Genomic DNA, 20749 nt, shown 5'->3' with positions numbered 1-20749 from the left:
CGTGTACTTGGCGAGCGAGGCCTGCGGGCCGGTGAGCTGCTCCGCCTCGTCGAGCCGCGTCATCTGCTTCACGAGGAGCTGCATCTGCGTGAGGATCGACAGCATCTTCGTCAGGCGCTCCTGCACCATCTGGCTCGCCGCGAGCGGCCGGCCGAACTGCGTGCGCTGCTTCGAGTAGGCCACGGCCGCCTCGTAGCAGGCGATGGCCTGCCCGACGGCGCCCCAGGCGACGCCGAGGCGCGTCGCGAACAGGACGCGGCCGGTGTCCTTGAAGGTGCGGGCCTTCGGCAGGAGGTTCTCCGCCGGGACGAACACGTCGTTCAGCACGATGTGGGCCTGGTGGATGGCGCGCAGCGAGATCTTGCCCTCGATGGTCTTCCCGTCGTAGCCGGGGGCGTCCTGCGGCACGATGTACCCGTGGACCTGACCGTCCTCACCCCGGGCCCACACGACGGTGATGTCGCCGATCGAGCCGAAGCCGATCCACTTCTTCTCGCCGTTGATGACGTAGCCCTCTACGCCGTCCCGCGTCGCCTTGACCGCGGAGGTCTCCAGGCCGACCGAGTCCGACCCGTGCGTGGGCTCCGTCAGGGCGAAGGCGCCGAGGATCTCGCCGCGGGCCATGGGGCCGGCGTACTTCTCGACCTGCTCGTCGGAGCCGAGCATCACGATCGAGCGCAGCGCCAGGCCGCCCTGCACGCCGCAGATCGTCGTCACCGAGCCGTCACCGCGCGACATCTCCATCGCGGCAAGGCCCTCCGCCATCTTGGAGATCGTGGGGTAGCCGGGCACGTCCACGCCGTCGCGCAGGAAGTCCAGCTCGGCCATGCGCTTGACCAGGTCCATCGGGACCTCGTAGCGCTCCCAGTAGCCGTCGATCACGGGCAGGACCTCGTCCTGCACGAACTGGCGGACGGAGAGCTGCCACGCCCGCTCGTCCTCCGTGACGTCGGCGAAGGCGCCGGCGAAGTCGATGTCGAGCGGTTGCGAGACGTCGTAGTCGGGCGCCGTCACTCCTGGGGTCTGAGTCATGCCTCCCATGGTGCGCCGGTACCGGATCTCAGGTCAAGCGATACTACGTCTCACGAGATCTCGCCTGGACGAGCGTCGGCGTGGCGGAACGCGTTGCGGTACAGCCACTCGCCGTCGAGCGTGTAGCCGCGCAGGAACATGCCCTCGTGGCTGCCGGCCACGCCAGCGGCCACGCGCTCCAGCGTGGAGCGCCGGGGAAGGCCGTCGCCGCCGACGTGCCGCACGACGTCGTCGCGCAGCTCGCCGCGCTCACCGCGGACCGAAAGCGCGGGGGAGCGGACCCAGGAGCGGTACTGGACGTCGTCGAACTCGTAGGTGCCGAGCCGGTCGCCGAAGTCCAGCCACGCGGTCGCGTGCACCGTGTCGACGAGGTCCAGGTCCTCGGGGTCGCCCGCACGGCTGGGGCTCGGCAGCACCCGGCGCGCGTCGCGCCGCGCGGTGATCACCGTGTCCTCGAACGTGATGCCGAGCGCCCGGCGCAGCACGCTGAGGCCGTGGTAGTCGTGCGCGATCGCGACGTGCGCGTCCGTCACCTCGCCCAGCAGCCCGGAGGCGGCGACCGCGAGCTGCGCCCCGACCAGCGGCTCCAGGTGGTACTGCTCGGCGACGTGCACGCAGGCGCCGTCGTCCACGAGCCGCTGCAGGGCCGCGAGCTCCTCGACCGTGCCGGCCGCCGGCGTCTCCGTCAGCACGGGGACGCCGGAGGCGGCTAGGTCGCGGATCACCGGCTGCGCGGCGCCGGCGGGCAGGGTCAGCAGGACGAGGTCGGGACGGCCGCCCGCGACCAGCTCGGCCACCGTGGCGTAGGCGGGCGCGGGGAGACCCGGCAGGCCCGCCGCCGGGAGGCCCCGCGCCGCCAGCTCCTCGCGGTCCGCCGCGTTGCGGGTGGCCACGCCGACCACCTCGAAGTGGTCCGGCAGCGCCTGCAGCACCCGCAGCATGGTGCGGGCGCGGAAGCCCGAGCCGACGATCCCGATCCTGGCGGTGCGCTCCTGTGCCGTCACGAGGGCCGACGGTACGCGATCAGGCCGCTGCCACCACCTCGTCCGGCGCCGCGCTCTCACGGCGGCTGATGCGCCACCACGCGAAGAACCCGAACAGCGTGAACAGGCCGTAGATCACGTACATCAGCGCGGTCGCCCAGTACCCGGCGGAGAACAGCAGCGGAACCCCGACCAGGTCGACGGCCACCCAGATCAGCCAGAACTCGACCCAGCCCTTGGCCATGCCGTACGTGGCGAGCACGGAACCCATGAAGATCCACGCGTCGGCCCAGACCGGCTCGTAGGAGCCAAGGGTCCGGAAGAGCGGGGTGAGGAGGAGCGTGCCCGCCAGCATCCCGGTCACGAGGCCGACCCGGGCCCGCCACGACGCCCAGCGGGGATGCACAGCCACCGTCCCGACGCCGCCGAGCCGGCGCGTCTGACGCCAGCGGTACCACCCGTAGACCGAGACCGCGATGAACATGATCTGGCGGCCGGCCTGCCCCAGCATGTCGGCCCGCGTCGCGTCGCCGAACCACGAGCCCATGAAGACGGTGAAGAGCAGGACGTTCCCGACGATGCCCACCGGCCAGGCCCACACCTTGCGGCGCAGGCCACCGAGGGCGGACGCGAGCCCGAACACGTTGCCGATGACCTCGCGCCAGTAGATCTGCTGGTCGGCGACCAGGAACGTCGCGTCATAGGCGGCGCGGAACCAGTCCATGTCTCTTTCCCTCTCCGAAAGTCCGCACACGGGGACTCCGGGGTGAGGGTCGGCGCGCCACATGGCGCCGACGACGGCGCGGTGACGGCACCCCGAGGGGTGACGGCGCGCGCCGCACGTGCTTCCTCCCATCCGGACTTTAACCGTCGGTCCTGGAATCTCACCAGGTCAACCGAGCCCCTCCCGAAGGAGCGACCCGGGTCGCGGACTATCACCGCCGGCTCGGAATTTCACCGACCCCGGAGCACGTGTGCATCTGCTGCACGTTGACTATCGGAACACAGGATGCCACGGCCCCATTCCCGCGCGGGACGCCTGTCCCGCCCGGTGTCAGACGAGCGCGTCCCGGACGGCGCGGGCCACCTCGTCGGGCCCGGCCCCGCCCTCGACGACGGTGACCACCACGCGGCGGCCGACCGGGGCTCCGCCGTCGGCCAGCGGGTGGCCGGCGGTGCCGAGGACGGCGGCCCGCCGCAGGTCGGCGAACGCCTCCTCGAGCTCGGGCCGCAGCTCGAGCGACGGCGTACGCAGCCAGCGGCGCAGGATCGCGTTGTGCACGGCGACGACGGAGGCGGCGAACGCTATCGACGCCGTCGACGCAGAACGCTCCGGCGGCAGCGTGTCCTTGAGGTAGTGCGTGAACGCCCGCTCGTAGCGGTGCGTGGTGATCAGCTCCCGGTCGCGCAGGGCGGGGACCTGCTGCAGCAGGGCGTACCGGGCGAGCGAGGTGTCGCGCTGGCCCACATGGTGGTCGAACACCATGCGTGCGGCGCGGCACACCTCGAGGTACGGGTCGACGTCGGGGTCCCAGGCGCGGCCGAGGTCGTGCCCGGACTCCTCGCTGGCGCGGGCGTCGGGGCGGGTGGCGGCGAGCATCACCACCACCTCCTCGAGCAGCAGCTCGTGGTCGGCGAAGACCACGTCTTCCTTCGAGCGGAACCTGCGGAAGAACGTGGCCCGGCTGACCTTGGCGGCGTCGGCGATCTCCTCGACGGTGGTCCCCTCGTACCCCTGCCGGGTGAACAGGTCCACCGCAGCGTCTACTGCCTGCGCGTGCGTGTGGGTACGGACGGCGGTCATGCCAGGCAGGCTACCCCGTGCTCGCCGGGCCGCGTGAAGGGACCTTGAGCGGTACCGGGTATCCATGGCGCTAATTTTCCCGTCCCGCGATCTTGCCGGACCGGAGTCTGCGCAGGTAGCGCACCTCGCGGACGGCCAGCAGCAGGGCGAGACCACCGGGTACCGCCGACCACGGATGGCCCAGCACGACCCCCACCAGGCACACCAGAAAGATCACCCCACCGCCGACGACGGTGGCGAGACTTGCCCAACGGATCCCGGTCACGCAGCGAGCGTAGTCTGCTGTGCGTGACCGAGATCGCTGCCAAGCCCGTCGTCGACGTCTACGTCGACCCCATGTGCCCGTTCGCCTGGATCACGTCCCGGTGGGCGCTCGAGGTCGCCCAGCACCGCGAGCTCGAGCTGACCTTCAAGCTCATGAGCCTGTACCTGCTCAACAAGGACAGGGACATCGACGACGACTACCGGGCGAAGATCGAGCGCTCCCGAGGCATCGGCCGCGTCGCCGCCGCGGTCCAGGCCGACCACGGCCCCGAGGCGTTCGCCGCCTTCTACACCGCGGCAGGCACCCGCATCCACAACCAGCGGAACAAGGACTTCGACGCCGTGGCGGCCGAGGCGCTGGCCGAGGCGGGGCTCCCCGCCGCCCTCGCCCAGGTGGTGACGTCCACCGATCACGACGCGGCGCTCGCGGCCTCCCACCAGGCCGGTATGGAGCCGGTCGGCGACGACGTCGGCACGCCGACCCTCCACGTCGACGGTGTCGCGTTCTTCGGCCCCGTGCTCACGCGCGTCCCGCGCGGCGAGGAGGCGGCCGGCCTGTTCGACGCCGCGGTGGCGCTGGCGCGGTACCCGTACTTCTACGAGCTGAAGCGCTCCCGCACCACAGACCCCGTGTTCGACTGACTTCCCCTTCGTCGTGGGCGCGATCGTCGCGCCCCGAACGGTCGTGCGGCCGCGACGATCACGCGCACAGCCCGTGGCATCGTTGAGGCATGACTCTCGATCTGCGCATCTTCACCGAGCCCCAGCAGGGTGCGACGTACGACGACCAGCTCGCCGTCGCCCGGACCACGGAGGAGCTCGGGTTCAGTGCGTTCTTCCGGTCCGACCACTACCTCGCCATGGGCGACGGTGCCGGGCTCCCCGGCCCTACGGACGCGTGGACCACGCTGGCCGGCCTCGCCCGCGACACCTCCACCGTGCGGCTCGGCACGCTCGTGTCCTCTGCGACGTTCCGGCACCCGGGCGTCCTCGCCATCCAGGTGGCACAGGTGGACCAGATGTCCGGGGGCCGCGTCGAGCTGGGCCTCGGTACCGGCTGGTTCCAGGCCGAGCACAGCGCCTACGGCATCCCGTTCCCCGACAAGCGGTTCGGCCTCCTCGAGGAGCAGCTCGCGATCATCACCGGGCTGTGGGAGACCCCGGTCAGGGAGCAGTTCTCCTTCTCCGGTGAGCACTACCAGCTCACGGACTCGCCGGCCCTGCCAAAGCCCACGCAGTCGCCCGTCCCCGTGCTCGTCGGTGGCGGCGGTCCGCGCCGTACGCCCGCCCTGGCGGCGCGGTACGGCACCGAGTACAACCAGGCCTTCCCGGAGATCGACGCGATCGGCCCGCGCGTGAGGGTGATCGAGAAGGCGTTGTCCGAGGTCGGGCGTGCGCCCGAGTCGATGGTGCAGTCGGTGGCGCTCGTCGCCGCCGTCGGTCAGGACGAGGCCGAGTTCAGCAGGCGGGCCGCCGCGATCGGCCGGGAGCCCGGCGAGCTCCGTGAGCACGGTGTCGCCGGGACGGTCGGCGAGGTGGTGGACCGGCTAAAGGCTCTCGAGGCCGACGGCATCCAGCGGGTCTACCTGCAGATCCTCGACCTGGCGGACCTCGACCACCTCGACCTGATCGCGCGCGAGGTGCGTCCGCAGCTCGGCTGACGGTCGAATAACACCCAGCGCAGGCCGCATGGAGGGATCTTTCCTAGGGTCGGTGTCGGCCGGTTCCTGCGACACCCCAGGAGAACTCCATGCAGAGCCTTTCTCGTGCCCTCCGCGCCGCTCTCGCGGCGACCGCGCTCACCGCGGGGACCCTCGTAGCGGTCCCGGCCGCAGCCGCCACCGACGACGACTACCAGCGTGGCCCCGATCCGACCGAGGAGAGCATCGAGGCTCCGCGTGGCTCGTTCGAGATCGGGGTCGCCGTCGTCACGCGTGCCGGCGCGGAGGGTTTCGGCGGCGGCACCGTCTACTACCCGACCGACACCTCGGAGGGCACCTTCGGTGCGGTGGCTGTCTCCCCGGGCTACCGGTCCTCGCAGGCGGCCATCGCCTGGCTCGGCCCGCGGCTGGCCTCCCAGGGGTTCGTCGTGTTCACCATCGACACGCTCAGGCCCGCCGACTCGCCGGCTCGTCGGGGTGACCAGCTGCTCGCCGCCCTGGACCACCTGCAGGACACCGAGCTGGCGGACCGGATCGATCCCGACCGGCTCGCCGTGATGGGCCACTCCATGGGCGGCGGCGGGAGCCTGGAGGCGGCCAAGGAGTACCCGGCGCTGCAGGCAGCCATCCCGATGACCCCGTGGAGCAGCGACAAGACCTTTCCCGAGGTCTCCACCCCGACGCTGATCGTCGGCGCGGAGGACGACCGGATCGCGCGGGTGCGGTCGCACGCCGAGCCGCTCTACGAGTCGCTGCCCGCGGACGGCGACAAGGCCTACCTGGAGCTGCGCGACGCGTCGCATTCCGCACCGAGCGCACCCAACGCCGTCATCGCCAGGTACAGCCTGTCCTGGCTGAAGCGGTACGTGGACGACGACGAGCGGTACGCGCAGTTCCTCTGCCCGGCGCCGGCCGTGGACAGCGAGCTCAGCGAGGTCCGCACGACCTGCGATTAGGATCCGCACGGCGTTCCCGTTGCGAGATCAAGGACAGACACATGCGAATCGGCTGGCAGCTGCACGGTGATGGTGCCCGGATCACCCCCGGTGAGGTGGTCGCCCCCGACGAACGGCTGAGCTGGCCGCGCACCATCGGGATCGGCCTGCAGCACATCGTCGCGATGTTCGGCGCCACGTTCCTGGTGCCGACCATCACCGACTTCGACCCCGGGACCACGCTGTTCTTCTCGGCGATCGGCACGATCACCTTCCTGCTGATCACGGGCAACAAGCTGCCGAGCTACCTGGGCTCGAGCTTCGCCTTCATCGCGCCGATCCTGGCGGCCACGGCGTCGAGCGGTCAGTCGGCCGCGATCGGCGGCATCCTTGCCAGCGGTCTGCTCCTGGCGCTCGTCGGGGTGGTGGTGCACTTCGCGGGGCCGCGCTGGATCCAGGTCGCCATGCCGCCAGTGGTGACGGGCGTGATCGTGGCGCTGATCGGCCTCAACCTGGCGCCGGTCGCGTGGGGGTCACCGTGCGACGAGCAGGGTGACTGCTCGGGCTTCCAGGCATCCCCGGTGACGGCGGTCGTCACTCTCGCGTCGATCATCCTGATCCAGGTCCTGTTCCGCGGTCTCGTCGGCCGCCTGGCGATCCTGCTCGGGGTCGTCATCGGGTACGCCTTCGCCGCCGTGCGCGGCGAGGTCGACCTCTCGAAGGTGCGGGAGGCGGACTGGGTGGGCCTGCCCCACTTCGTCGCGCCGTCGTTCGAGCCGGGCGTGCTCGGTCTGTTCCTCCCGGTGGTCCTGGTGCTCATAGCGGAGAACGTGGGGCACGTGAAGTCGGTGGCCGCGATGACCGGACGCAACTACGACCGGCTGACCGGCCGGGCGCTCCTGGCCGACGGCGTCGCCACGACTCTCGCGGGCCTCGGCGGCGGCTCCGGCACCACCACGTACGCCGAGAACATCGGCGTCATGGCGGCGTCCCGGGTGTACTCGACGGCCGCTTACTGGGTGGCCGCGTTCGGCGCGCTGGTGCTCAGCCTCTCGCCGAAGTTCGGTGCGCTGATCGCCACCGTCCCCCAGGGGGTGCTCGGCGGTGTCACGACCATGCTCTACGGGATGATCGGCATCCTCGGCGCGCGCATCTGGGTGCAGGCGAGGGTCAACTTCTCCGACCCGGTGAACCTGACGACCGCCGCCGTGCCGCTCATCATCGGCATCGCCGACTACACGTGGACGGTCGGCGGCCTGCAGTTCGGCGGCATCGCCCTCGGCACCGCCGCCGCCCTGGTGATCTACCACGTCATGGGCGCGATCGGCCGTTGGCGCGGCACCACGGAGGCCTGACCCGCACCCCCGTCGGACGCACAGGAGGCCCGAGTGACCTGTGTGTCCGACGGGTATGGACACCGGACTGAACACGTGGTTAGCATGTTGAACATGCGTTCAGCCAGTGGTGCCGAGGGGCGTGCGGGGGCCACCCCGCCGTCGGGCAACGGTGTGCCGGCCGACGCCGACCGCACCGCGCGGGCCAGGATCCGCGACGCCGCGGTCCACCGGTTCGCGGTGGAGGGGTTCGGCGCCTCGGTGCGCGCCATCGCGGCCGACGCCGGGGTGAGCGCCGGTCTCGTGATGCACCACTTCGGGTCCAAGGACAAGCTTCGCGCCGAGTGCGACGCGCACCTGCTGGCCACGATCCGCCGGCTCAAGCGGGAGAACGTCGCCGACGCCGCCGCGGGCCAGAGCTTCTTCCACAAGTTCGCCGCCGCGGAGGAGAACGCGCCCATCGTCGGGTACGTCCTGCGGTCCATGCAGGACGGCAGCGCGCTGGCCCGGGAGTTCATCGACCACATGGTCGCCGACTCCGTCGACTACACCCGGGACGGCGTCGCGGCGGGCGTCATCGTGCCCAGCCGGGACGAGGCGGCGCGGGCCCGCTACCTCACGCTCTCCGCGCTCGGCGCGCTGCTGCTCGAGGTGACGCTCAGCCCGCCGTCGGACCCGAGCGACCTCGTGACCATCGTCCGCGACTACCTCGCCAACAGCTACCTGCCGATGATGGAGCTGTTCTCCGAGGGCTTCCTCACCTCCCGGCGCATGCTGGACGACTACCTCCTGTACGTGTCGGACCCGCCGCCGCCGGACGAGGCAGTGCCCGCGCCTGCTCCAGGCTGACCGGCGAGCGCCGGTCGAACGAGCGCTGCCCTGCTACGTCCCCTTCCGACGTCAGAGAGCGAGCGAGCCATGACCGCGACACCAGCTATCGAGATCCACGACCTGTACAAGTCCTTCGGTACGGTCCAGGCCCTGGACGGCCTGAACCTGACCGTCCGGCCCGGCGAGGTCGCCGGGTTCCTCGGCCCCAACGGGGCCGGCAAGTCCACAGCCATCCGCGTCCTGCTGGGCCTGCTGCGCGCGGACTCCGGTACCGCCCGCCTGTTCGGTGGGGAGGCGTGGCGCGACGCCGTCGCGCTGCACCGGCGCCTCGCCTACGTGCCGGGCGACGTCAGCCTGTGGCCCAACCTGACCGGCGGCGAAGCCATCGACTTCCTGGGCCGGCTGCGCGGCACGGTCGACAAGAAGCGCAAGGCCGAGCTCCTCGAGCGGTTCGACCTCGACCCCACCAAGAAGGCCCGCACCTACTCCAAGGGCAACCGGCAGAAGGTCGCCCTCGTGGCGGCGTTCGCCATGGACGCGGACCTGCTGATCCTCGACGAGCCCACGTCGGGCCTCGACCCGCTCATGGAGGCAGTGTTCACCGAGTACGTGCGCGACGCCGCAGCCCAGGGCACGTCCGTGCTGCTCAGCAGCCACATCCTGCACGAGGTCGAGAAGGTGTGCGACACCGTGACGATCATCCGCAACGGGGTGTCGGTGGAGTCGGGCACGCTCGACGAGCTGCGGCACCTGACCCGGTCGAACGTGACGGCAGTGGTCGCGGGTGACCCAGCCGGCGTCGGGCGGCTCGCCGGGGTGCACAACCTCGCCGCCGCGCCCGCCGACGGCGGCACGCGCATCACCTTCGACGTCGACAACGCCCGGGTCGGGGCGGCGATGTCGGAGCTGACGGCGCTCGGGCTGCAGAGCCTCACCGCGGCGCCGCCGTCGCTCGAGGAGCTCTTCATGCGGCACTACGGCGACGTGCTGCCCGGCTCCGACGCGTCGGGCGCCGCCAGCGACGGCACCGGGCCCACCGACGGTGCGGCGCAGGCGGCTCGCGGGACAGCGGGTGCCCGGTGACCGCCGTCGCGGCGGCGCCGGCCGTCCCCCGGCCGTCGTCCGGGTCCACGCTGACCGGGACCGGGCGGCTGGTCCGGTTCATGCTGCGCCGTGACCGCGTGCGGCTCAGTGTGTGGACCCTGTCCGTCGTGGCCTTCTACGCGTACTTCGCCGTCGCGCTGGACGCGATGGGAACCGCGGCACGCGGTGCACGCGCCGCCGTGATGCAGACCCCGGCAGGCATCGTCATGGGCGGGCCCGGCTACGGCGTGGAGAACTACACCGTGGGCGTCGCGATCGCCAACGAAGGAATCACGTGGGTGGTCCTGGCGCTGGGCATCATGAGCGTGCTGCACGTAGTGCGGCACACCCGCGCCGAGGAGGAGAGCAGCAGGTCCGAGCTGGTGCGAGCGGCTCCGGTCGGGCGGCACGCACCCGCGGTGGCGGCCATCGTCACGCTCTTCGTCGTGAACGCCGTCATCGCCGTGGTCTCGGCGCTCGCGCTCTCCGGCGCGAGCGGGGGTGACCTGCCCCTCGCGGACTCGTTCGGCCTCACGACCGGGTCCGGCCTGTCCGCCATGGTGTTCGGGGCAGTCGCCGTGGTGGCGTGCCAGATCATCGAGCACGGCCGGGGCGCGACGGGCATCGGCCTCGCCGCTTACGGCCTGGCGCTCGTGCTCCGGTCCGCCGGTGACATCCAGGAACGCCACGGCAGCTTCCTGTCCTGGCTCTCCCCGATCGGCTGGGCACAACAGATGCGGGCCTTCGTGGACCTGCGCTGGTGGCCCGCCGCTCTCTCGGTCGTGGCGATCCTGCTGCTGCTGGTGCTCGCGGCGTTCCTCGCGTCCCGGCGCGACTTCGGGGGCGGGCTCGTCGCGACCCGTGGCGGCCGGGCCGACGCCCCGGCGAACCTGCGGAGCCCGCTCGCACTGGCCTGGCGCCAGCAGCGGTCGGCGTTCGGCTGGACCGCCCTCGGGATGGCCCTGCTGTGGTACGCCTCCGGCACCCTCCTGCCCGAGATCATGGAGATGGGGGCCTCCGGCGCCGCGGACAACGAGATCTTCGCGGCAGTGTTCGGCGGTAGCGACCCGGCGGTGTTCCGCGACGGGTTCCTGACCGTCATGCTGCTCTTCGCCGCCCTGACCTGCGTCGCCTACGCGATCGTCATGTCGGGCCGCGCCAAGGGGGAGGAGGAGGCGGGCCGCGCAGAGGTGGTGCTCGCACTGTCGGTGTCACGCTCGCGCTGGCTCGGCGCCCACCTCGTCGTCGTGGGGCTCAGCACGGTGGTCCTCATCGCGGTGAGCGTCTACGCGGTATGGGCCGGAGCCGTCCAGGTCGGTATGTCGGAACCCGGCTTCGGTGCGTACACGGACGTGTTCTGGACCTATTCCGTGGCGGTCCTGGTGTACCTGGGCCTCTCCGCGGCGCTGTACGCGTGGGCGCCGCGCTTCGCCTCGGCCGCGTGGCTGCTGCTCGTGTACTCGTTCGTGGTCGGCATGTTCGGTGAGGTCTTCGACCTGCCCTCCGGTGCCGAGGCGCTCTCCCCGCTGGACTGGCTCCCCGCGGGGTTCGGCGAGGTGCCCGAGGCCGCCCACATGATCGGTCTCGCCGGGGTGGCCGTCGTGCTGCTCGCGCTGGCGTTCCTCGGCTTCCGACGGCGAGACCTGCAGAGCAACTGACCACGCCGGACGGAGGGTGTGGCTGTCATCCGCACTCTCCGTCCGGTAGGGTTCGGGGCGCCGTTCGGTGCCAGCAGGCAGGTTCTCACCGCCGCCCCCGACCGCGCCCCGCCGAGTCCTGTGAGGATGGACCGATGATCTTCAAGGCCGTAGGAGACGGCCGCCCGTACCCCGAGCACGGGCGTTCACGCACCCGCGACTGGGTCGACGTGCCACCGCGCCAGGTGCGCCTGGACGAGCTCGTGACCACCAAGCGCACGCTCGACCTCGATACGCTCCTGGCGGAGGACTCCACGTTCTACGGCGACCTGTTCGCGCACGTCGTCGAGTACGAGGGCACCCTGTACCTCGAGGACGGTCTGCACCGTGCCGTCCGCGCCGCCCTGCAACAACGTCCAGTGCTGCACGCTCGCGTGCTCATCATCCGCTGACCTCAGGTAGGTTCGACGAGTGGCAACCCCCGGGCACGACCAGGCGCGAGTAGAGCGCCGTCGCCGAGAGCACGAGCGCCAGGCCGTGGTCTTCGGCGTGCTCATCGCGTTCCTGGCAGTCTGTGGCATCTTCGCGCTCGCGGTGTACTCGGGTGCCATCAGCTCGCCGTTCAACCGGCCGTTCACGACCGTTGGCGTGTCGGACCAGAAGACCTATCCGGTGCCCTGCCTTCCGGCGGTGAAGGGGCAGCCGGACGGCGCCCTTCCGATCGCGTACACGGACGTCAAGGTTCGCCTGCTCAACGCCTCGAAGGAGTCGGGCCTGGCCGGCGCGCACGAGATCGTCCTGGCGGAGCGCGGCTTCACGATCCTGGAGAAGGGCAACGTGTCCCTGCTGCTCGAGGAGTCGGAGATCCGGTTCGGCTCGAAGGGGACGGTGCAGGCGTACACGCTCGCCGCGCAGTTCCCGACGATGCGGCTCGTTCTCGACGACCGGGAGGACCGGTCGATCGATCTCCTCATCGGCGCGGACTTCGACCCGCCCATCGACATCGAGGACGTCGACGTGGCTGCCGACCAGCCGTTGCAGAACGCCGAGGACTGCGTACCGATCGGCGAGATCGAGCCGGCGCAGCAGCTCATGCCGGCCTCTGAGGATGACGCCACGGTCAAGCCGGCGAAGTAACCAGGGCTAGGGTCGGTCTCGTGCTGACCCCGTCCTCAGGAACCGTGGGCCTCGGCCGCGCGCTCCTCTGGGCAGCGGTCGTGCTCGCGCTCGCGCTGACCGCGCACTTCGAGGCCGGCGGCCACCTCCCACCGCCGTCGGTGATCGCCCTGCTCGGAGCACTGCTGCTCGTGGTGACCACGCTGGCCGTGCGTCGGCAGATCCGCTGGCCGGGCGGCCTCGCGCTCGCAGGTCTCGGGCAGTACGCCCTGCACCAGGTCTTCTCGTTCCTGGGCGGCGCGTGCGCGGCGGCCACGCTGCCCGACGGCGGAGTGCACGCCCACCCGGCCGGACCCCTCACCGCTGCGCTCGCGACCGAGGACTGCGTCGGGGCGGACCTAGCGGGGTTCGACCCGGGGATGCTCGCCTGGCACACCCTGGCGACGGTGGTGTCCGTCGGGCTGCTCGTCGGGGTGGAGCGTGGGGTCTGGCTGCTCGCGGCGTGGCTGGTCCGGCCGCTCTCCGTGCAGCCACTGAGGCTGCCCGTGGTCCGGCGGGCCCCGGTGCTGGTGGGGCCCGAGACACCGGTGGGCCCCGTGGACGTGCACGTCGCGCCCGAGCGGGGCCCGCCGTCGTCGGCCCTGGTGATGGACCTCGCGGCCTGAGGGCGCCTCACACCGGCGCCGGGCGGGAGGTGCGTTGCCGTACGCCCTTTCCGCTCCCCATACCGAAGGACCGAGCACATGACTCGCTTCAGCCTGCCCGCCCGCCGCGCTCTCGCGGCAGCTCCAGCAACCGCCGTCCTGGTGGTGCTGCTGCCCACCGTCGCCTCCGCGCACGTCACCGTGGACCCCGACACGACTGCCGCCGAGAGCTACGCGAGCCTCACGTTCCGCGTACCGACCGAGTCGGAGTCGGCGTCGACGGAGAAGCTCGTGGTCGACCTGCCCACCGACACCCCGTTCCTCAGCGTCACCCCGCGCACCCTGCCCGGCTGGGAGGTGGAGGTGGAGGTCGAGCAGCTCGACGAGCCGTTCGAGGTCGAGGGCGCGACCGTCTCCGAGGCGCCCGCCCGGGTGACCTGGACCGCCGAGAAGGGCAACGAGGTGCCCCCGCACGAGTACCAGGAGTTCGCCGTCCGGGTCGGGGCGCTGCCCGAGGAGGGCACCTCCGTCGTGCTCCCCGCCCACCAGACGTACACCGACGGCACCGTCGTCGACTGGGACGACCTCGCCACCGACGACGGCAAGGAGCCCGAGGCGCCTGCGCCGGTGTTCACGACGACGGCCGGTGAGCCGGAGGAGGGGCATCACGGCGCCGCGGCGTCGGACGAGAGCGCCACCAGCTCGAACGAGGACGAAGCGGCCGCGCCCGCGCCCACCGTCGACCCCGTGGGCCGCTGGCTCGGCGGTGCCGGGCTGGTGCTCGGGGCGGTGGGCGTCGGCTGGGGGTTCGTCGCCCGCCGTCGTGCCTGAGCTCCGCTGAGTCTGCAATCGGCGAATAGGGGCGCCTGGCGTCAGATCTTCAGCAGCGCCTGGACCGGGGCGTGGTCGCTCGGGTAGCGGCCGTCCTTGGTCCAGGTGTTGATCGCCGCCGAGCGGACCTCGACACCGGGCGTGGCGAGGATCCAGTCGATCCGTGCCCCGTTCGGGTCCGGCGCCTCGTAGCCGGGGAACGTGCCGGCGTACGGGGTGAGCTGTCGGTCGGCGGCGAGCCACGTGTCCTGGAGGCCTCCGTCGGTGACCAGGGTGTCGTACGGCGCTGAGCTCTCGGCCGCCGCGTTGACGTCAGCGGTGAAGACGACGGGGAGCCCGGCGTCCGCCACCTGGTCCCGGACGACCTGGGCGCTGCGCACGCGCGCGTTCTCCGACTGGTGGTCGAAGTGCGAGTTGATGTGCATGAAGTCACGGCCCGTCACGGTGTCGTGCAGCTCGGCCCAGGTCACGATGCGGGTCACCGTGTTGCCCCAGGTCGCAGAGCCCATGACCTCGGGGGTGTCCGAGAGCCAGCGCTGGTCCCACCACTTCACGGTCAGACGGCGGGCGTCGTAGAAGATGCCGGAGTACTCGCCTCCCGCACCGCCGTCGCGCCCGAAGCCCACCATCTTGTAGTGCCGTCCCAGGCCCTCCTCGACGGCGGAGAGCTGGTGGAACAGGACCTCCTGGACGCCCAGGACGGTCGGCTGCTCCAGCCGCAGGAACTCGATGGTGAGCGGGGCGCGCTCGGGCCAGTAGTCGGGCTCGCCGGGGCGCGTCTGGCCCACCCGGTCATAGCGGATGTTGAAGCTCATCGCGTGCAGCAGCTCGCCTCGCGCGCGGCCGATCACGGGCCTGCCGGGCCGAGCGCTCTCGGCAGCGGCCGGGCTCGCCAGCGCGGCCGAGGCGCCGAGCGCACCCATGGCGCCCGCCGCTGTGAGCATGGTGCGGCGAGAGATGCCAGGGGTGCTGCCAGGGGTGATGGACATGGGCTCTCCTCCAGGTCAGGGAACTGATGCCCGTTCACCCGACCAGACGGAGGTGTGCGTGTCCACAACTTCCTGTGACGTCGCGGCTAACTGCCGGGTTCAGGCCGCCGACGTCGCCTGCGCGCGGCGTGCGGTCAGCGTGCGGCCGACCAGGTGGTCCACGCTCCACGTGCCCGGCCCGGTTGCTGCGAGGACGAGCGCGCCGGCGCCGAGGGCGGCGACGAGCTCGAAGCCACCCTGGTCGACGAACACGCCGTTGCCGACGTGCACCAGCACGAGCGCCCCGAGCATGTTCAACGTGACCAGGAGCCCGACGACGGGGGTAGCGGCGCCGAGGACCAGCGCGGCACCACCGACCAGCTCGACCACCGCGGCGAAGACCGCGGCGGCCTCCGGGACGGGGATGCCCATGCCGGCGAAGGAGTCGACGGTTCCGGCGATACCGAAGGTGAAGAACTTCTGGGCGCCGTGCGCGATGAGCACCGCGCCGATCGCGACACGGGCGACAAGCACTGCGAGGTCCTTGGTCCACGGAAACTTCATGGGCTATCTCCCGGGTGTTGTTGTTCTGGCTGGTGAGGACGAAGCTGGGGGTGAATCAAGTTGTCGCTTCAACTTTCGCGGGCACGCTAGCACGGGTGAATTGAAGCTTCAACCGTCACGTGGGAACCTGGCGAGATGACTGACACTCCGTGGCTCGACCGGCGCCAGATGGCGGCCTGGGTGCGCTTCGTCGCCGTGCTCGAGCTGCTCCCCGGGGTTCTCGACAGTCAGCTGCGGCGCGACTCCGGCATGACGCACTTCGAGTACTTCGTCATGGCAGTGCTGTCCGAGACTGCCGGCGGGACGCTCCGGATGGCCGAGCTGGCCGCGGCGACGAACGCGACGTTGTCGCGACTCTCGCACGTTGTGCAGCGCCTGGAGGGCCGCGGGTTCGTCGAGCGCGTGCCCTGTCCCGAGAACGGCAGGGTCACCAACGCGCGGCTCACCGTCGACGGGCGGGCGAAGATGCGCGTCGCGGCGCCCGGGCACGTCGCGACGGTGCGGCGGCACGTCGTCGACGTGCTCACTCCGGAGCAGACGGAGCAGCTCGCCGCGATCAGCGAAGCCATCCTGGAGAGCATCGAGCCGTCCGGACCGATGGCCGCGGGCTATCGGCGCCACGACGGACCGCACGGCGAATGAAGCGGGACATCGGGGGCATACTGGGCGGTCCGGGCGTCAGAGGGGCGCCGTGGCTTCAATGGCGCTCCCGCTGCGCACCGGGCGTGCGGGGGCGACGAAAGGAACGCGATGAGCACGACGTACTACGTTCTCGACGAGAAGCACCTGAAGGTCGTCGACGCCGACAAGTTCGTGAACGAGGGTGTGCCCGTTCACCGCATCGTCCTGGCTAATGGTGAGGTGCACCTGGTCGAGCGCCGGGAGATCGAGATCGAGGTCTCCGGACAGAAGGACGGTGTCCTGGAGCTGACGGGCGGTGGCCAGTGGCTGCGCTCGTACGGATCGTGGGTCTACGTGGACAGCGTGCCGTACTCGCGTACCGGGTCGTTCGCGGTCTGACCTGACGAACGAAAGGGGCCAGGTCCCCTGCCGGGGCCGGGTGCAGGCCGACTTTCGTGAAAGTCCTCTCCCAGAATGCGATGAGGCATGCTCCACGGCCCTGGAGCATGCCTCATCGCATGGTCGAAGCGGACCTTGCGAGGCGCGAGACCCGGGTCCTGGTCCGCGTGGAAAGATCAGAGGCATGACTATCACCGAGTTCCTGACCGCACGGCTGGACGAGGACGAGTCGACCGCGCGTATGGCCGACAGCGCCCCGTCCCGTCCCGGCGAGGTTGATGGTGAGCCCTCGGCGGCTGCCCCGTCCCTCCCGCAACAGCAACGACACATCGACCGCTGGAGCCCCGCTCGGGTCCTCGTCGACATAGCGGCCAAGCGGACAATCGTAGAGACGTACGAGGAACTTGGGCGGGTCCTGACCAAGGCGTCCGACAGCGGGCACGAGGACGAAGCCATCGTCACCCGGAACCTGTTCGCTGGACTCCAGGTCGCGGTCCTGGCCCACGCCATGGCGTTCGCCGATCACCCGGACTACCGCGCGGAGTGGCAGTCGTGACGTGATCGGCCATCTGGGAAGCGGTGGCCCGCCGTCGGGTAGATGCTCGCTGTGGTCTGTGCCCACGGACACGTTCTGGCGAACGACGAAGGGCCCGGAAACGTTGATATCCCAACGTTCCGGGCCCTTCGAGACTGCGGAGGATGGGGGATTCGAACCCCCGAGGGCGTTAACCCAACACGCTTTCCAAGCGTGCGCCATAGGCCACTAGGCGAATCCTCCTCGCGCACCACACCAAGGCGGGCGCGCGGCCACTGGACCGGAGTCTGGCGCGGCCTGACGAGGATACCGGACGCCGCGCTCGGACAACGAATCGAAGTCCGGCGCGGCGTTGTGAGGTGCCGTACAGCGAGTTCGGCGTGGTTGGGCCGGGGTGTCCGGATCGGTTAGGCTTGGGGCAGACCCCTCGTGCGGCACCACCTCGCCGAACTCCCCCAGGGCCGGAAGGCAGCAAGGGTAAGTGAGCTCTGGTGGGTGTGCGGGGGGTCCTTTAATGCCCGGACTGCGGCCACTCTCCACAATGTGGACGCACTTCCGTCCGGATCGTGGGATTTTTCCCGAGGGAATTCGCTTCGACGTCGTGCAGTGCCGCACGATGTCCGTATGACCCGCACCTGGACCGCAGCCACGACGTCGCGCACCCGCCGCGACGCCATGTGTGGCGGCCGCGTGCGCGGCGGGCGAATGTGCGAGCGCTGACCGCGCCGCACGCTCCCGCGGTCCGCTGAGGACCGCCCCGCACCGTCCCGCGAGCTCGCCACGTTGCTGATGGCCGTGGCCCGCCGCCGTCATACCTCCGTCTGTTGCCAGACGTAGCCCCAGCCCTGAGCACCGGCATCCCCCTGCCCGTGCGTCCCGAGAGGACCCCCCATGTCTCGCTTCACCGCTGCCCTGTCCACCGGCCTCGCCGCCGTCGCCACCCTCTCGCTGAGTGCCTGCGGCGCCGGCGACGTCACCGCCGCCGCCGGTACCGGCGAGGACCCGGTCCGCATCGGCGTCGTCAACACCGGCGACGCCTACTGGGACACTTTCACCGACCTGGCCGAGGAGGAGGGCATCGCAGTCGAGCTCGTGAACTTCAGCGACTACCAGCTGCCCAACCAGGGCCTGACCGACGGCGACCTCGACCTGAACCAGTTCCAGCACCTCCAGTTCCTCGCCGGCTACAACACCGCGTCCGGGCAGGACCTCACGCCGATCGCCGCGACCGCCGTCTACCCGCTCGGCCTCTACTCGCAGTCGCACGACAGCGTCGAGGACATCCCGGAGGGCGGGGAGGTCGCCATCCCCAACGACGAGACGAACCAGGCCCGCGCGCTGCTCGTGCTGCAGGAGGCCGGCCTGATCGCCCTGCGCGACGGCGGGAGCGCGTTCTCCACGCCCGCCGACGTGCTCGAGGACGAGTCCCGCGTGGCCGTGACCCCGGTCGACGCCGCCCAGACGGCGCTCGCCCTGCAGGACGTCGACGCCTCGATCATCAACAACGACTTCGTGGGCGACGCCGACCTGACCTCGGACGACGCGATCTTCTCCGACGACCCGGACTCCGCCGCGGCCGCGCCGTACATCAATGTGTGGGTCGCCCGTGCGGACGACGCTGACAACGAGGTGTTCCAGCAGCTCGTCGAGATCTACCACTCCCCGGAGGTCGAGAAGGGCGTGCTGGAGGCATCGGGCGGCACCGGCGTCATCAAGGACAACTCGGCCGCGGAGCTGCAGGAGATCCTGACCGGCATCGAGGCGGACGCGTCCTGATGCCTGCCGCGACCGGAGCAGCGAAGGGCAGCATCGTGCGGTTCCAGGGCGCCTCCAAGGTGTTCCCGGGGCGGCGGCGTGGTGCCGAGGTGCGTGCCGTCTCCGACGTCACCCTCGACATCCGTGCGGGCGAGATCTTCGGCGTCATCGGGCAGTCGGGTGCCGGCAAGTCGACCCTGGTCCGCCTGATCAACGCGCTGGAGCGCACCACCGGCGGTGACGTGATCGTCGACGGCGTCGCGCTCGGCGCCCTGAACGAGGCGAGGCTGCGCCCGGTCCGGGCGGGGATCGGGATGGTGTTCCAGCAGTTCAACCTGCTCGCCTCCCGGACCGTCGCGGGGAACGTCGCCTATCCGCTCGAGGTGGCCGGCTGGTCCCGCGCCCGGCGCGAGGCCCGCGTGGCCGAGCTGCTCGACTTCGTCGGCCTGTCCGAGAAGGCGGGCGTGTACCCGTCCGCGCTCTCGGGCGGGCAGAAGCAGCGCGTCGGCATCGCCCGCGCGCTCGCCACCAACCCGCGCATCCTGCTGGCCGACGAGGCGACGTCCGCCCTCGACCCCGAGACCACGCGCGACGTGCTGGACCTGCTCCAGCGCGTCAACCGCGAGCTCGGCGTCACCGTCGTCGTCATCACGCACGAGATGGACGTGGTGCGCTCGATCTGCCACCGCGTAGCGGTGATGGACCGCGGTCGCGTCGTCGAGGTGGGCGAGGCGTACCAGGTGTTCAGCGCGCCCGCGCACGACGTCACCCGGCGGTTCGTCGCCACGGCGCTGCGCGACCGGCCGTCGCCGGAAGTGCTGGAACGCCTGCGCACCCGGCACACCGGGCACATCGTGACGGTGGGTGTGGACGAGGTGGCCGGGTCGTCGGCCGTGCTCACGCGAACGCTGCGCGAGCACGGTGTCGACGGGACCGTCGTCTTCGGCGGCATCACCGAGGTCGCGGAGCGGCCGTACGGGTCCCTGACCGTCGAGCTGGTCGGTGATCCGGCCGCGGTGGAGGCCTCCGTGGCGGCGCTGCGTGTCGTCACCTGGGTGGACGACCACGGGAGGGCCGCGGCATGAGCGCTGACTGGGAGCGGCTGACACCGCTGTTGTGGGCGGCCGCGGGCGATACCGCGTTCATGGTGCTGATCACCCTGCTCGTGGGCGGATTTCTCGGGCTGGCGCTCGGCCTCGGGCTCTACCTGACCCGGCCGGGGAACCTGCTCGGCAACCGGGTCGTGTTCGCCGTCCTGAACTTCGCGGTGAACGTGGTGCGGCCCATACCGTTCATCATCTTCCTCGTGGCGCTCGGCCCGCTGACCCGCGCCGTCATCGGCTCGACGATCGGGATCGAGGCGTTCACCTTCGCCATGTCCTTCATGGCGACGTTCGTCTTCGCACGGCTCGTGGAGCAGAACCTCGTCTCCATCGACCCCGGCGTGGTCGAGGCCGCCCGGGCCATGGGCGCCTCACCGTTCCGGATCGTGCGGACGGTGCTGGTCCCCGAGGCGCTCGCGCCCCTGATCCTCGGGTACACCTTCCTGTTCGTGGGCGTGCTCGACATGTCCGCGATCGGCGGCTACCTGGGCGCCGGCGGACTTGGCGACTTCGCGATCGTCCAGGGCTACCAGCAGTACGACTGGGCGGTGACCGCCGTCGTCGTGGTGATCATCGTGGTGATCGTCCAGGCCGTGCAGTGGCTGGGGAACTCCCTGGCGAGGCGTGCGCTGCGGCGGTGATCTGCGGT

24 protein-coding genes, 1 tRNA gene, 1 other RNA gene and 1 riboswitch are annotated in these 20749 nt (G+C 71.0%); of the genes, 18 read left to right on the top strand and 8 right to left on the bottom strand.

The window, feature by feature from the left end; translation table 11 throughout:
• The 5 genes from AB0F40_RS17970 to AB0F40_RS17950 form a co-directional block, all read right to left on the bottom strand.
• Positions 1-1032, bottom strand: a 1032-nt coding sequence (locus tag AB0F40_RS17970) for an acyl-CoA dehydrogenase family protein (protein ID WP_357470361.1), incomplete at its 3' end; no start/stop codon positions are given.
• A 50-nt stretch (positions 1033-1082) separates the two neighbouring features.
• A complete protein-coding gene (locus AB0F40_RS17965) occupies positions 1083-2036 on the bottom strand; it encodes a Gfo/Idh/MocA family oxidoreductase (protein ID WP_357470359.1) in 954 nt (317 codons plus the stop codon).
• 19 nt (positions 2037-2055) lie between these two features.
• On the bottom strand, positions 2056-2739 hold the full coding sequence (gene pnuC / locus AB0F40_RS17960) for a nicotinamide riboside transporter PnuC (RefSeq protein WP_357470356.1): 684 nt from the start codon (positions 2737-2739) through the stop codon (positions 2056-2058).
• Between the two features lie 114 nt (positions 2740-2853).
• A riboswitch (FMN riboswitch) is annotated at positions 2854-2991 on the bottom strand.
• Positions 2992-3069: 78 nt separating this feature from the next.
• On the bottom strand, positions 3070-3819 hold the full coding sequence (locus tag AB0F40_RS17955; RefSeq protein WP_357470353.1) for a helix-turn-helix domain-containing protein: 750 nt from the start codon (positions 3817-3819) through the stop codon (positions 3070-3072).
• Positions 3820-3889: 70 nt separating this feature from the next.
• Positions 3890-4084, bottom strand: a complete 195-nt coding sequence (locus tag AB0F40_RS17950; RefSeq protein WP_357470350.1) for a hypothetical protein — start codon at positions 4082-4084, stop codon at positions 3890-3892.
• 23 nt (positions 4085-4107) lie between these two features.
• On the opposite strand from AB0F40_RS17950, the gene AB0F40_RS17945 reads away from it, so the two are divergent.
• The 11 genes from AB0F40_RS17945 (at position 4108) to AB0F40_RS17895 (ending at position 14155) form a co-directional block, all read left to right on the top strand.
• Complete coding sequence (locus tag AB0F40_RS17945; RefSeq protein WP_357470347.1) at positions 4108-4725, top strand: disulfide bond formation protein DsbA; 618 nt, start codon at positions 4108-4110, stop codon at positions 4723-4725.
• Between the two features lie 89 nt (positions 4726-4814).
• A complete protein-coding gene (locus AB0F40_RS17940) occupies positions 4815-5744 on the top strand; it encodes an LLM class F420-dependent oxidoreductase (RefSeq protein WP_357470344.1) in 930 nt (309 codons plus the stop codon).
• An 89-nt stretch (positions 5745-5833) separates the two neighbouring features.
• The gene (locus AB0F40_RS17935; RefSeq protein ID WP_357470341.1) at positions 5834-6700 is read left to right on the top strand and encodes an alpha/beta hydrolase; all 867 of its coding nucleotides are present in this window, start codon (positions 5834-5836) and stop codon (positions 6698-6700) included.
• A gap of 41 nt (positions 6701-6741) precedes the next feature.
• The gene (locus tag AB0F40_RS17930) at positions 6742-8034 is read left to right on the top strand and encodes a solute carrier family 23 protein (RefSeq protein ID WP_357470338.1); all 1293 of its coding nucleotides are present in this window, start codon (positions 6742-6744) and stop codon (positions 8032-8034) included.
• A gap of 93 nt (positions 8035-8127) precedes the next feature.
• A complete protein-coding gene (locus AB0F40_RS17925; protein WP_357470335.1) occupies positions 8128-8862 on the top strand; it encodes a TetR family transcriptional regulator in 735 nt (244 codons plus the stop codon).
• 69 nt (positions 8863-8931) lie between these two features.
• Positions 8932-9927, top strand: a complete 996-nt coding sequence (locus tag AB0F40_RS17920; RefSeq protein WP_357470332.1) for an ABC transporter ATP-binding protein — start codon at positions 8932-8934, stop codon at positions 9925-9927.
• Positions 9924-11585 carry a hypothetical protein gene (locus tag AB0F40_RS17915; protein ID WP_357470328.1) on the top strand — a complete coding sequence of 554 codons (1662 nt, stop codon included), beginning with the start codon at positions 9924-9926 and terminating at the stop codon, positions 11583-11585. The genes AB0F40_RS17920 and AB0F40_RS17915 overlap by 4 nt, the downstream gene beginning before the upstream one ends.
• Positions 11586-11719: 134 nt before the next feature.
• Positions 11720-12016 carry a type II toxin-antitoxin system VapB family antitoxin gene (locus AB0F40_RS17910; RefSeq protein ID WP_129786236.1) on the top strand — a complete coding sequence of 99 codons (297 nt, stop codon included), beginning with the start codon at positions 11720-11722 and terminating at the stop codon, positions 12014-12016.
• A gap of 19 nt (positions 12017-12035) precedes the next feature.
• Entirely contained in the window at positions 12036-12701 is a 666-nt protein-coding gene (locus tag AB0F40_RS17905) for a LytR C-terminal domain-containing protein (protein WP_357470323.1), read from the top strand.
• A 20-nt stretch (positions 12702-12721) separates the two neighbouring features.
• The gene (locus tag AB0F40_RS17900; RefSeq protein WP_357470319.1) at positions 12722-13345 is read left to right on the top strand and encodes a hypothetical protein; all 624 of its coding nucleotides are present in this window, start codon (positions 12722-12724) and stop codon (positions 13343-13345) included.
• Between the two features lie 78 nt (positions 13346-13423).
• Positions 13424-14155 (top strand): YcnI family protein, encoded by a 732-nt coding sequence (locus tag AB0F40_RS17895; RefSeq protein ID WP_357470316.1) that lies wholly within the window; start codon positions 13424-13426, stop codon positions 14153-14155.
• A 41-nt stretch (positions 14156-14196) separates the two neighbouring features.
• On the opposite strand, the gene AB0F40_RS17890 is transcribed toward AB0F40_RS17895, so the two are convergent.
• Positions 14197-15144, bottom strand: a complete 948-nt coding sequence (locus AB0F40_RS17890) for an endonuclease/exonuclease/phosphatase family protein (protein WP_357470313.1) — start codon at positions 15142-15144, stop codon at positions 14197-14199.
• A 99-nt stretch (positions 15145-15243) separates the two neighbouring features.
• Positions 15244-15687 carry a DoxX family protein gene (locus AB0F40_RS17885; RefSeq protein ID WP_357470310.1) on the bottom strand — a complete coding sequence of 148 codons (444 nt, stop codon included), beginning with the start codon at positions 15685-15687 and terminating at the stop codon, positions 15244-15246.
• A gap of 135 nt (positions 15688-15822) precedes the next feature.
• On the opposite strand from AB0F40_RS17885, the gene AB0F40_RS17880 reads away from it, so the two are divergent.
• From AB0F40_RS17880 to AB0F40_RS17870, 3 genes are all read left to right on the top strand, one after another.
• Complete coding sequence (locus AB0F40_RS17880) at positions 15823-16329, top strand: MarR family transcriptional regulator (RefSeq protein WP_357470307.1); 507 nt, start codon at positions 15823-15825, stop codon at positions 16327-16329.
• Positions 16330-16437: 108 nt separating this feature from the next.
• On the top strand, positions 16438-16707 hold the full coding sequence (locus tag AB0F40_RS17875; RefSeq protein WP_357470304.1) for a hypothetical protein: 270 nt from the start codon (positions 16438-16440) through the stop codon (positions 16705-16707).
• Positions 16708-16891: 184 nt separating this feature from the next.
• A complete protein-coding gene (locus AB0F40_RS17870; protein WP_357470301.1) occupies positions 16892-17263 on the top strand; it encodes a DUF6221 family protein in 372 nt (123 codons plus the stop codon).
• A 137-nt stretch (positions 17264-17400) separates the two neighbouring features.
• Here the strand turns inward: AB0F40_RS17870 and AB0F40_RS17865 are convergent.
• Positions 17401-17485, bottom strand: a tRNA-Ser gene (locus AB0F40_RS17865).
• Positions 17486-17660: 175 nt separating this feature from the next.
• Here AB0F40_RS17865 and ffs point away from each other — a divergent pair.
• The 4 genes from ffs to AB0F40_RS17845 all read left to right on the top strand — a co-directional run bounded on the left by ffs (position 17661) and on the right by AB0F40_RS17845 (position 20741).
• An RNA gene (gene ffs / locus AB0F40_RS17860) (signal recognition particle sRNA small type) lies at positions 17661-17757 on the top strand.
• Between the two features lie 376 nt (positions 17758-18133).
• On the top strand, positions 18134-19018 hold the full coding sequence (locus tag AB0F40_RS17855; protein ID WP_357470298.1) for a MetQ/NlpA family ABC transporter substrate-binding protein: 885 nt from the start codon (positions 18134-18136) through the stop codon (positions 19016-19018).
• Positions 19018-20082 carry an ATP-binding cassette domain-containing protein gene (locus AB0F40_RS17850; protein ID WP_357470295.1) on the top strand — a complete coding sequence of 355 codons (1065 nt, stop codon included), beginning with the start codon at positions 19018-19020 and terminating at the stop codon, positions 20080-20082. Before AB0F40_RS17855 ends, AB0F40_RS17850 begins: the two co-directional genes overlap by 1 nt.
• Positions 20079-20741 carry an ABC transporter permease subunit gene (locus tag AB0F40_RS17845; protein WP_357470292.1) on the top strand — a complete coding sequence of 221 codons (663 nt, stop codon included), beginning with the start codon at positions 20079-20081 and terminating at the stop codon, positions 20739-20741. Before AB0F40_RS17850 ends, AB0F40_RS17845 begins: the two co-directional genes overlap by 4 nt.
• Positions 20742-20749 lie beyond the last annotated feature (8 nt).

The organism is Promicromonospora sp. NPDC023987 (assembly GCF_040639055.1).
Classification (GTDB): domain Bacteria; phylum Actinomycetota; class Actinomycetes; order Actinomycetales; family Cellulomonadaceae; genus Promicromonospora.
This window is presented reverse-complemented; position numbering and strand designations above follow the sequence as displayed.

What these genes read in the sequence shown, in the direction of transcription:
- AB0F40_RS17885 (WP_357470310.1), bottom strand. Translation starts at nt 15,687, where the DNA reads ATGAAGTTTCCGTGGACCAAGGACCTCGCAGTGCTTGTCGCCCGTGTC.
- AB0F40_RS17910 (WP_129786236.1), top strand. Translation starts at nt 11,720, where the DNA reads ATGATCTTCAAGGCCGTAGGAGACGGCCGCCCGTACCCCGAGCACGGG.
- AB0F40_RS17855 (WP_357470298.1), top strand. Translation starts at nt 18,134, where the DNA reads ATGTCTCGCTTCACCGCTGCCCTGTCCACCGGCCTCGCCGCCGTCGCC.
- AB0F40_RS17925 (WP_357470335.1), top strand. Translation starts at nt 8,128, where the DNA reads ATGCGTTCAGCCAGTGGTGCCGAGGGGCGTGCGGGGGCCACCCCGCCG.
- AB0F40_RS17870 (WP_357470301.1), top strand. Translation starts at nt 16,892, where the DNA reads ATGACTATCACCGAGTTCCTGACCGCACGGCTGGACGAGGACGAGTCG.
- AB0F40_RS17850 (WP_357470295.1), top strand. Translation starts at nt 19,018, where the DNA reads ATGCCTGCCGCGACCGGAGCAGCGAAGGGCAGCATCGTGCGGTTCCAG.
- AB0F40_RS17890 (WP_357470313.1), bottom strand. Translation starts at nt 15,144, where the DNA reads ATGTCCATCACCCCTGGCAGCACCCCTGGCATCTCTCGCCGCACCATG.
- AB0F40_RS17920 (WP_357470332.1), top strand. Translation starts at nt 8,932, where the DNA reads ATGACCGCGACACCAGCTATCGAGATCCACGACCTGTACAAGTCCTTC.
- AB0F40_RS17935 (WP_357470341.1), top strand. Translation starts at nt 5,834, where the DNA reads ATGCAGAGCCTTTCTCGTGCCCTCCGCGCCGCTCTCGCGGCGACCGCG.
- AB0F40_RS17940 (WP_357470344.1), top strand. Translation starts at nt 4,815, where the DNA reads ATGACTCTCGATCTGCGCATCTTCACCGAGCCCCAGCAGGGTGCGACG.
- AB0F40_RS17895 (WP_357470316.1), top strand. Translation starts at nt 13,424, where the DNA reads ATGACTCGCTTCAGCCTGCCCGCCCGCCGCGCTCTCGCGGCAGCTCCA.
- AB0F40_RS17880 (WP_357470307.1), top strand. Translation starts at nt 15,823, where the DNA reads ATGACTGACACTCCGTGGCTCGACCGGCGCCAGATGGCGGCCTGGGTG.
- pnuC (WP_357470356.1), bottom strand. Translation starts at nt 2,739, where the DNA reads ATGGACTGGTTCCGCGCCGCCTATGACGCGACGTTCCTGGTCGCCGAC.
- AB0F40_RS17955 (WP_357470353.1), bottom strand. Translation starts at nt 3,819, where the DNA reads ATGACCGCCGTCCGTACCCACACGCACGCGCAGGCAGTAGACGCTGCG.
- AB0F40_RS17845 (WP_357470292.1), top strand. Translation starts at nt 20,079, where the DNA reads ATGAGCGCTGACTGGGAGCGGCTGACACCGCTGTTGTGGGCGGCCGCG.
- AB0F40_RS17875 (WP_357470304.1), top strand. Translation starts at nt 16,438, where the DNA reads ATGAGCACGACGTACTACGTTCTCGACGAGAAGCACCTGAAGGTCGTC.
- AB0F40_RS17930 (WP_357470338.1), top strand. Translation starts at nt 6,742, where the DNA reads ATGCGAATCGGCTGGCAGCTGCACGGTGATGGTGCCCGGATCACCCCC.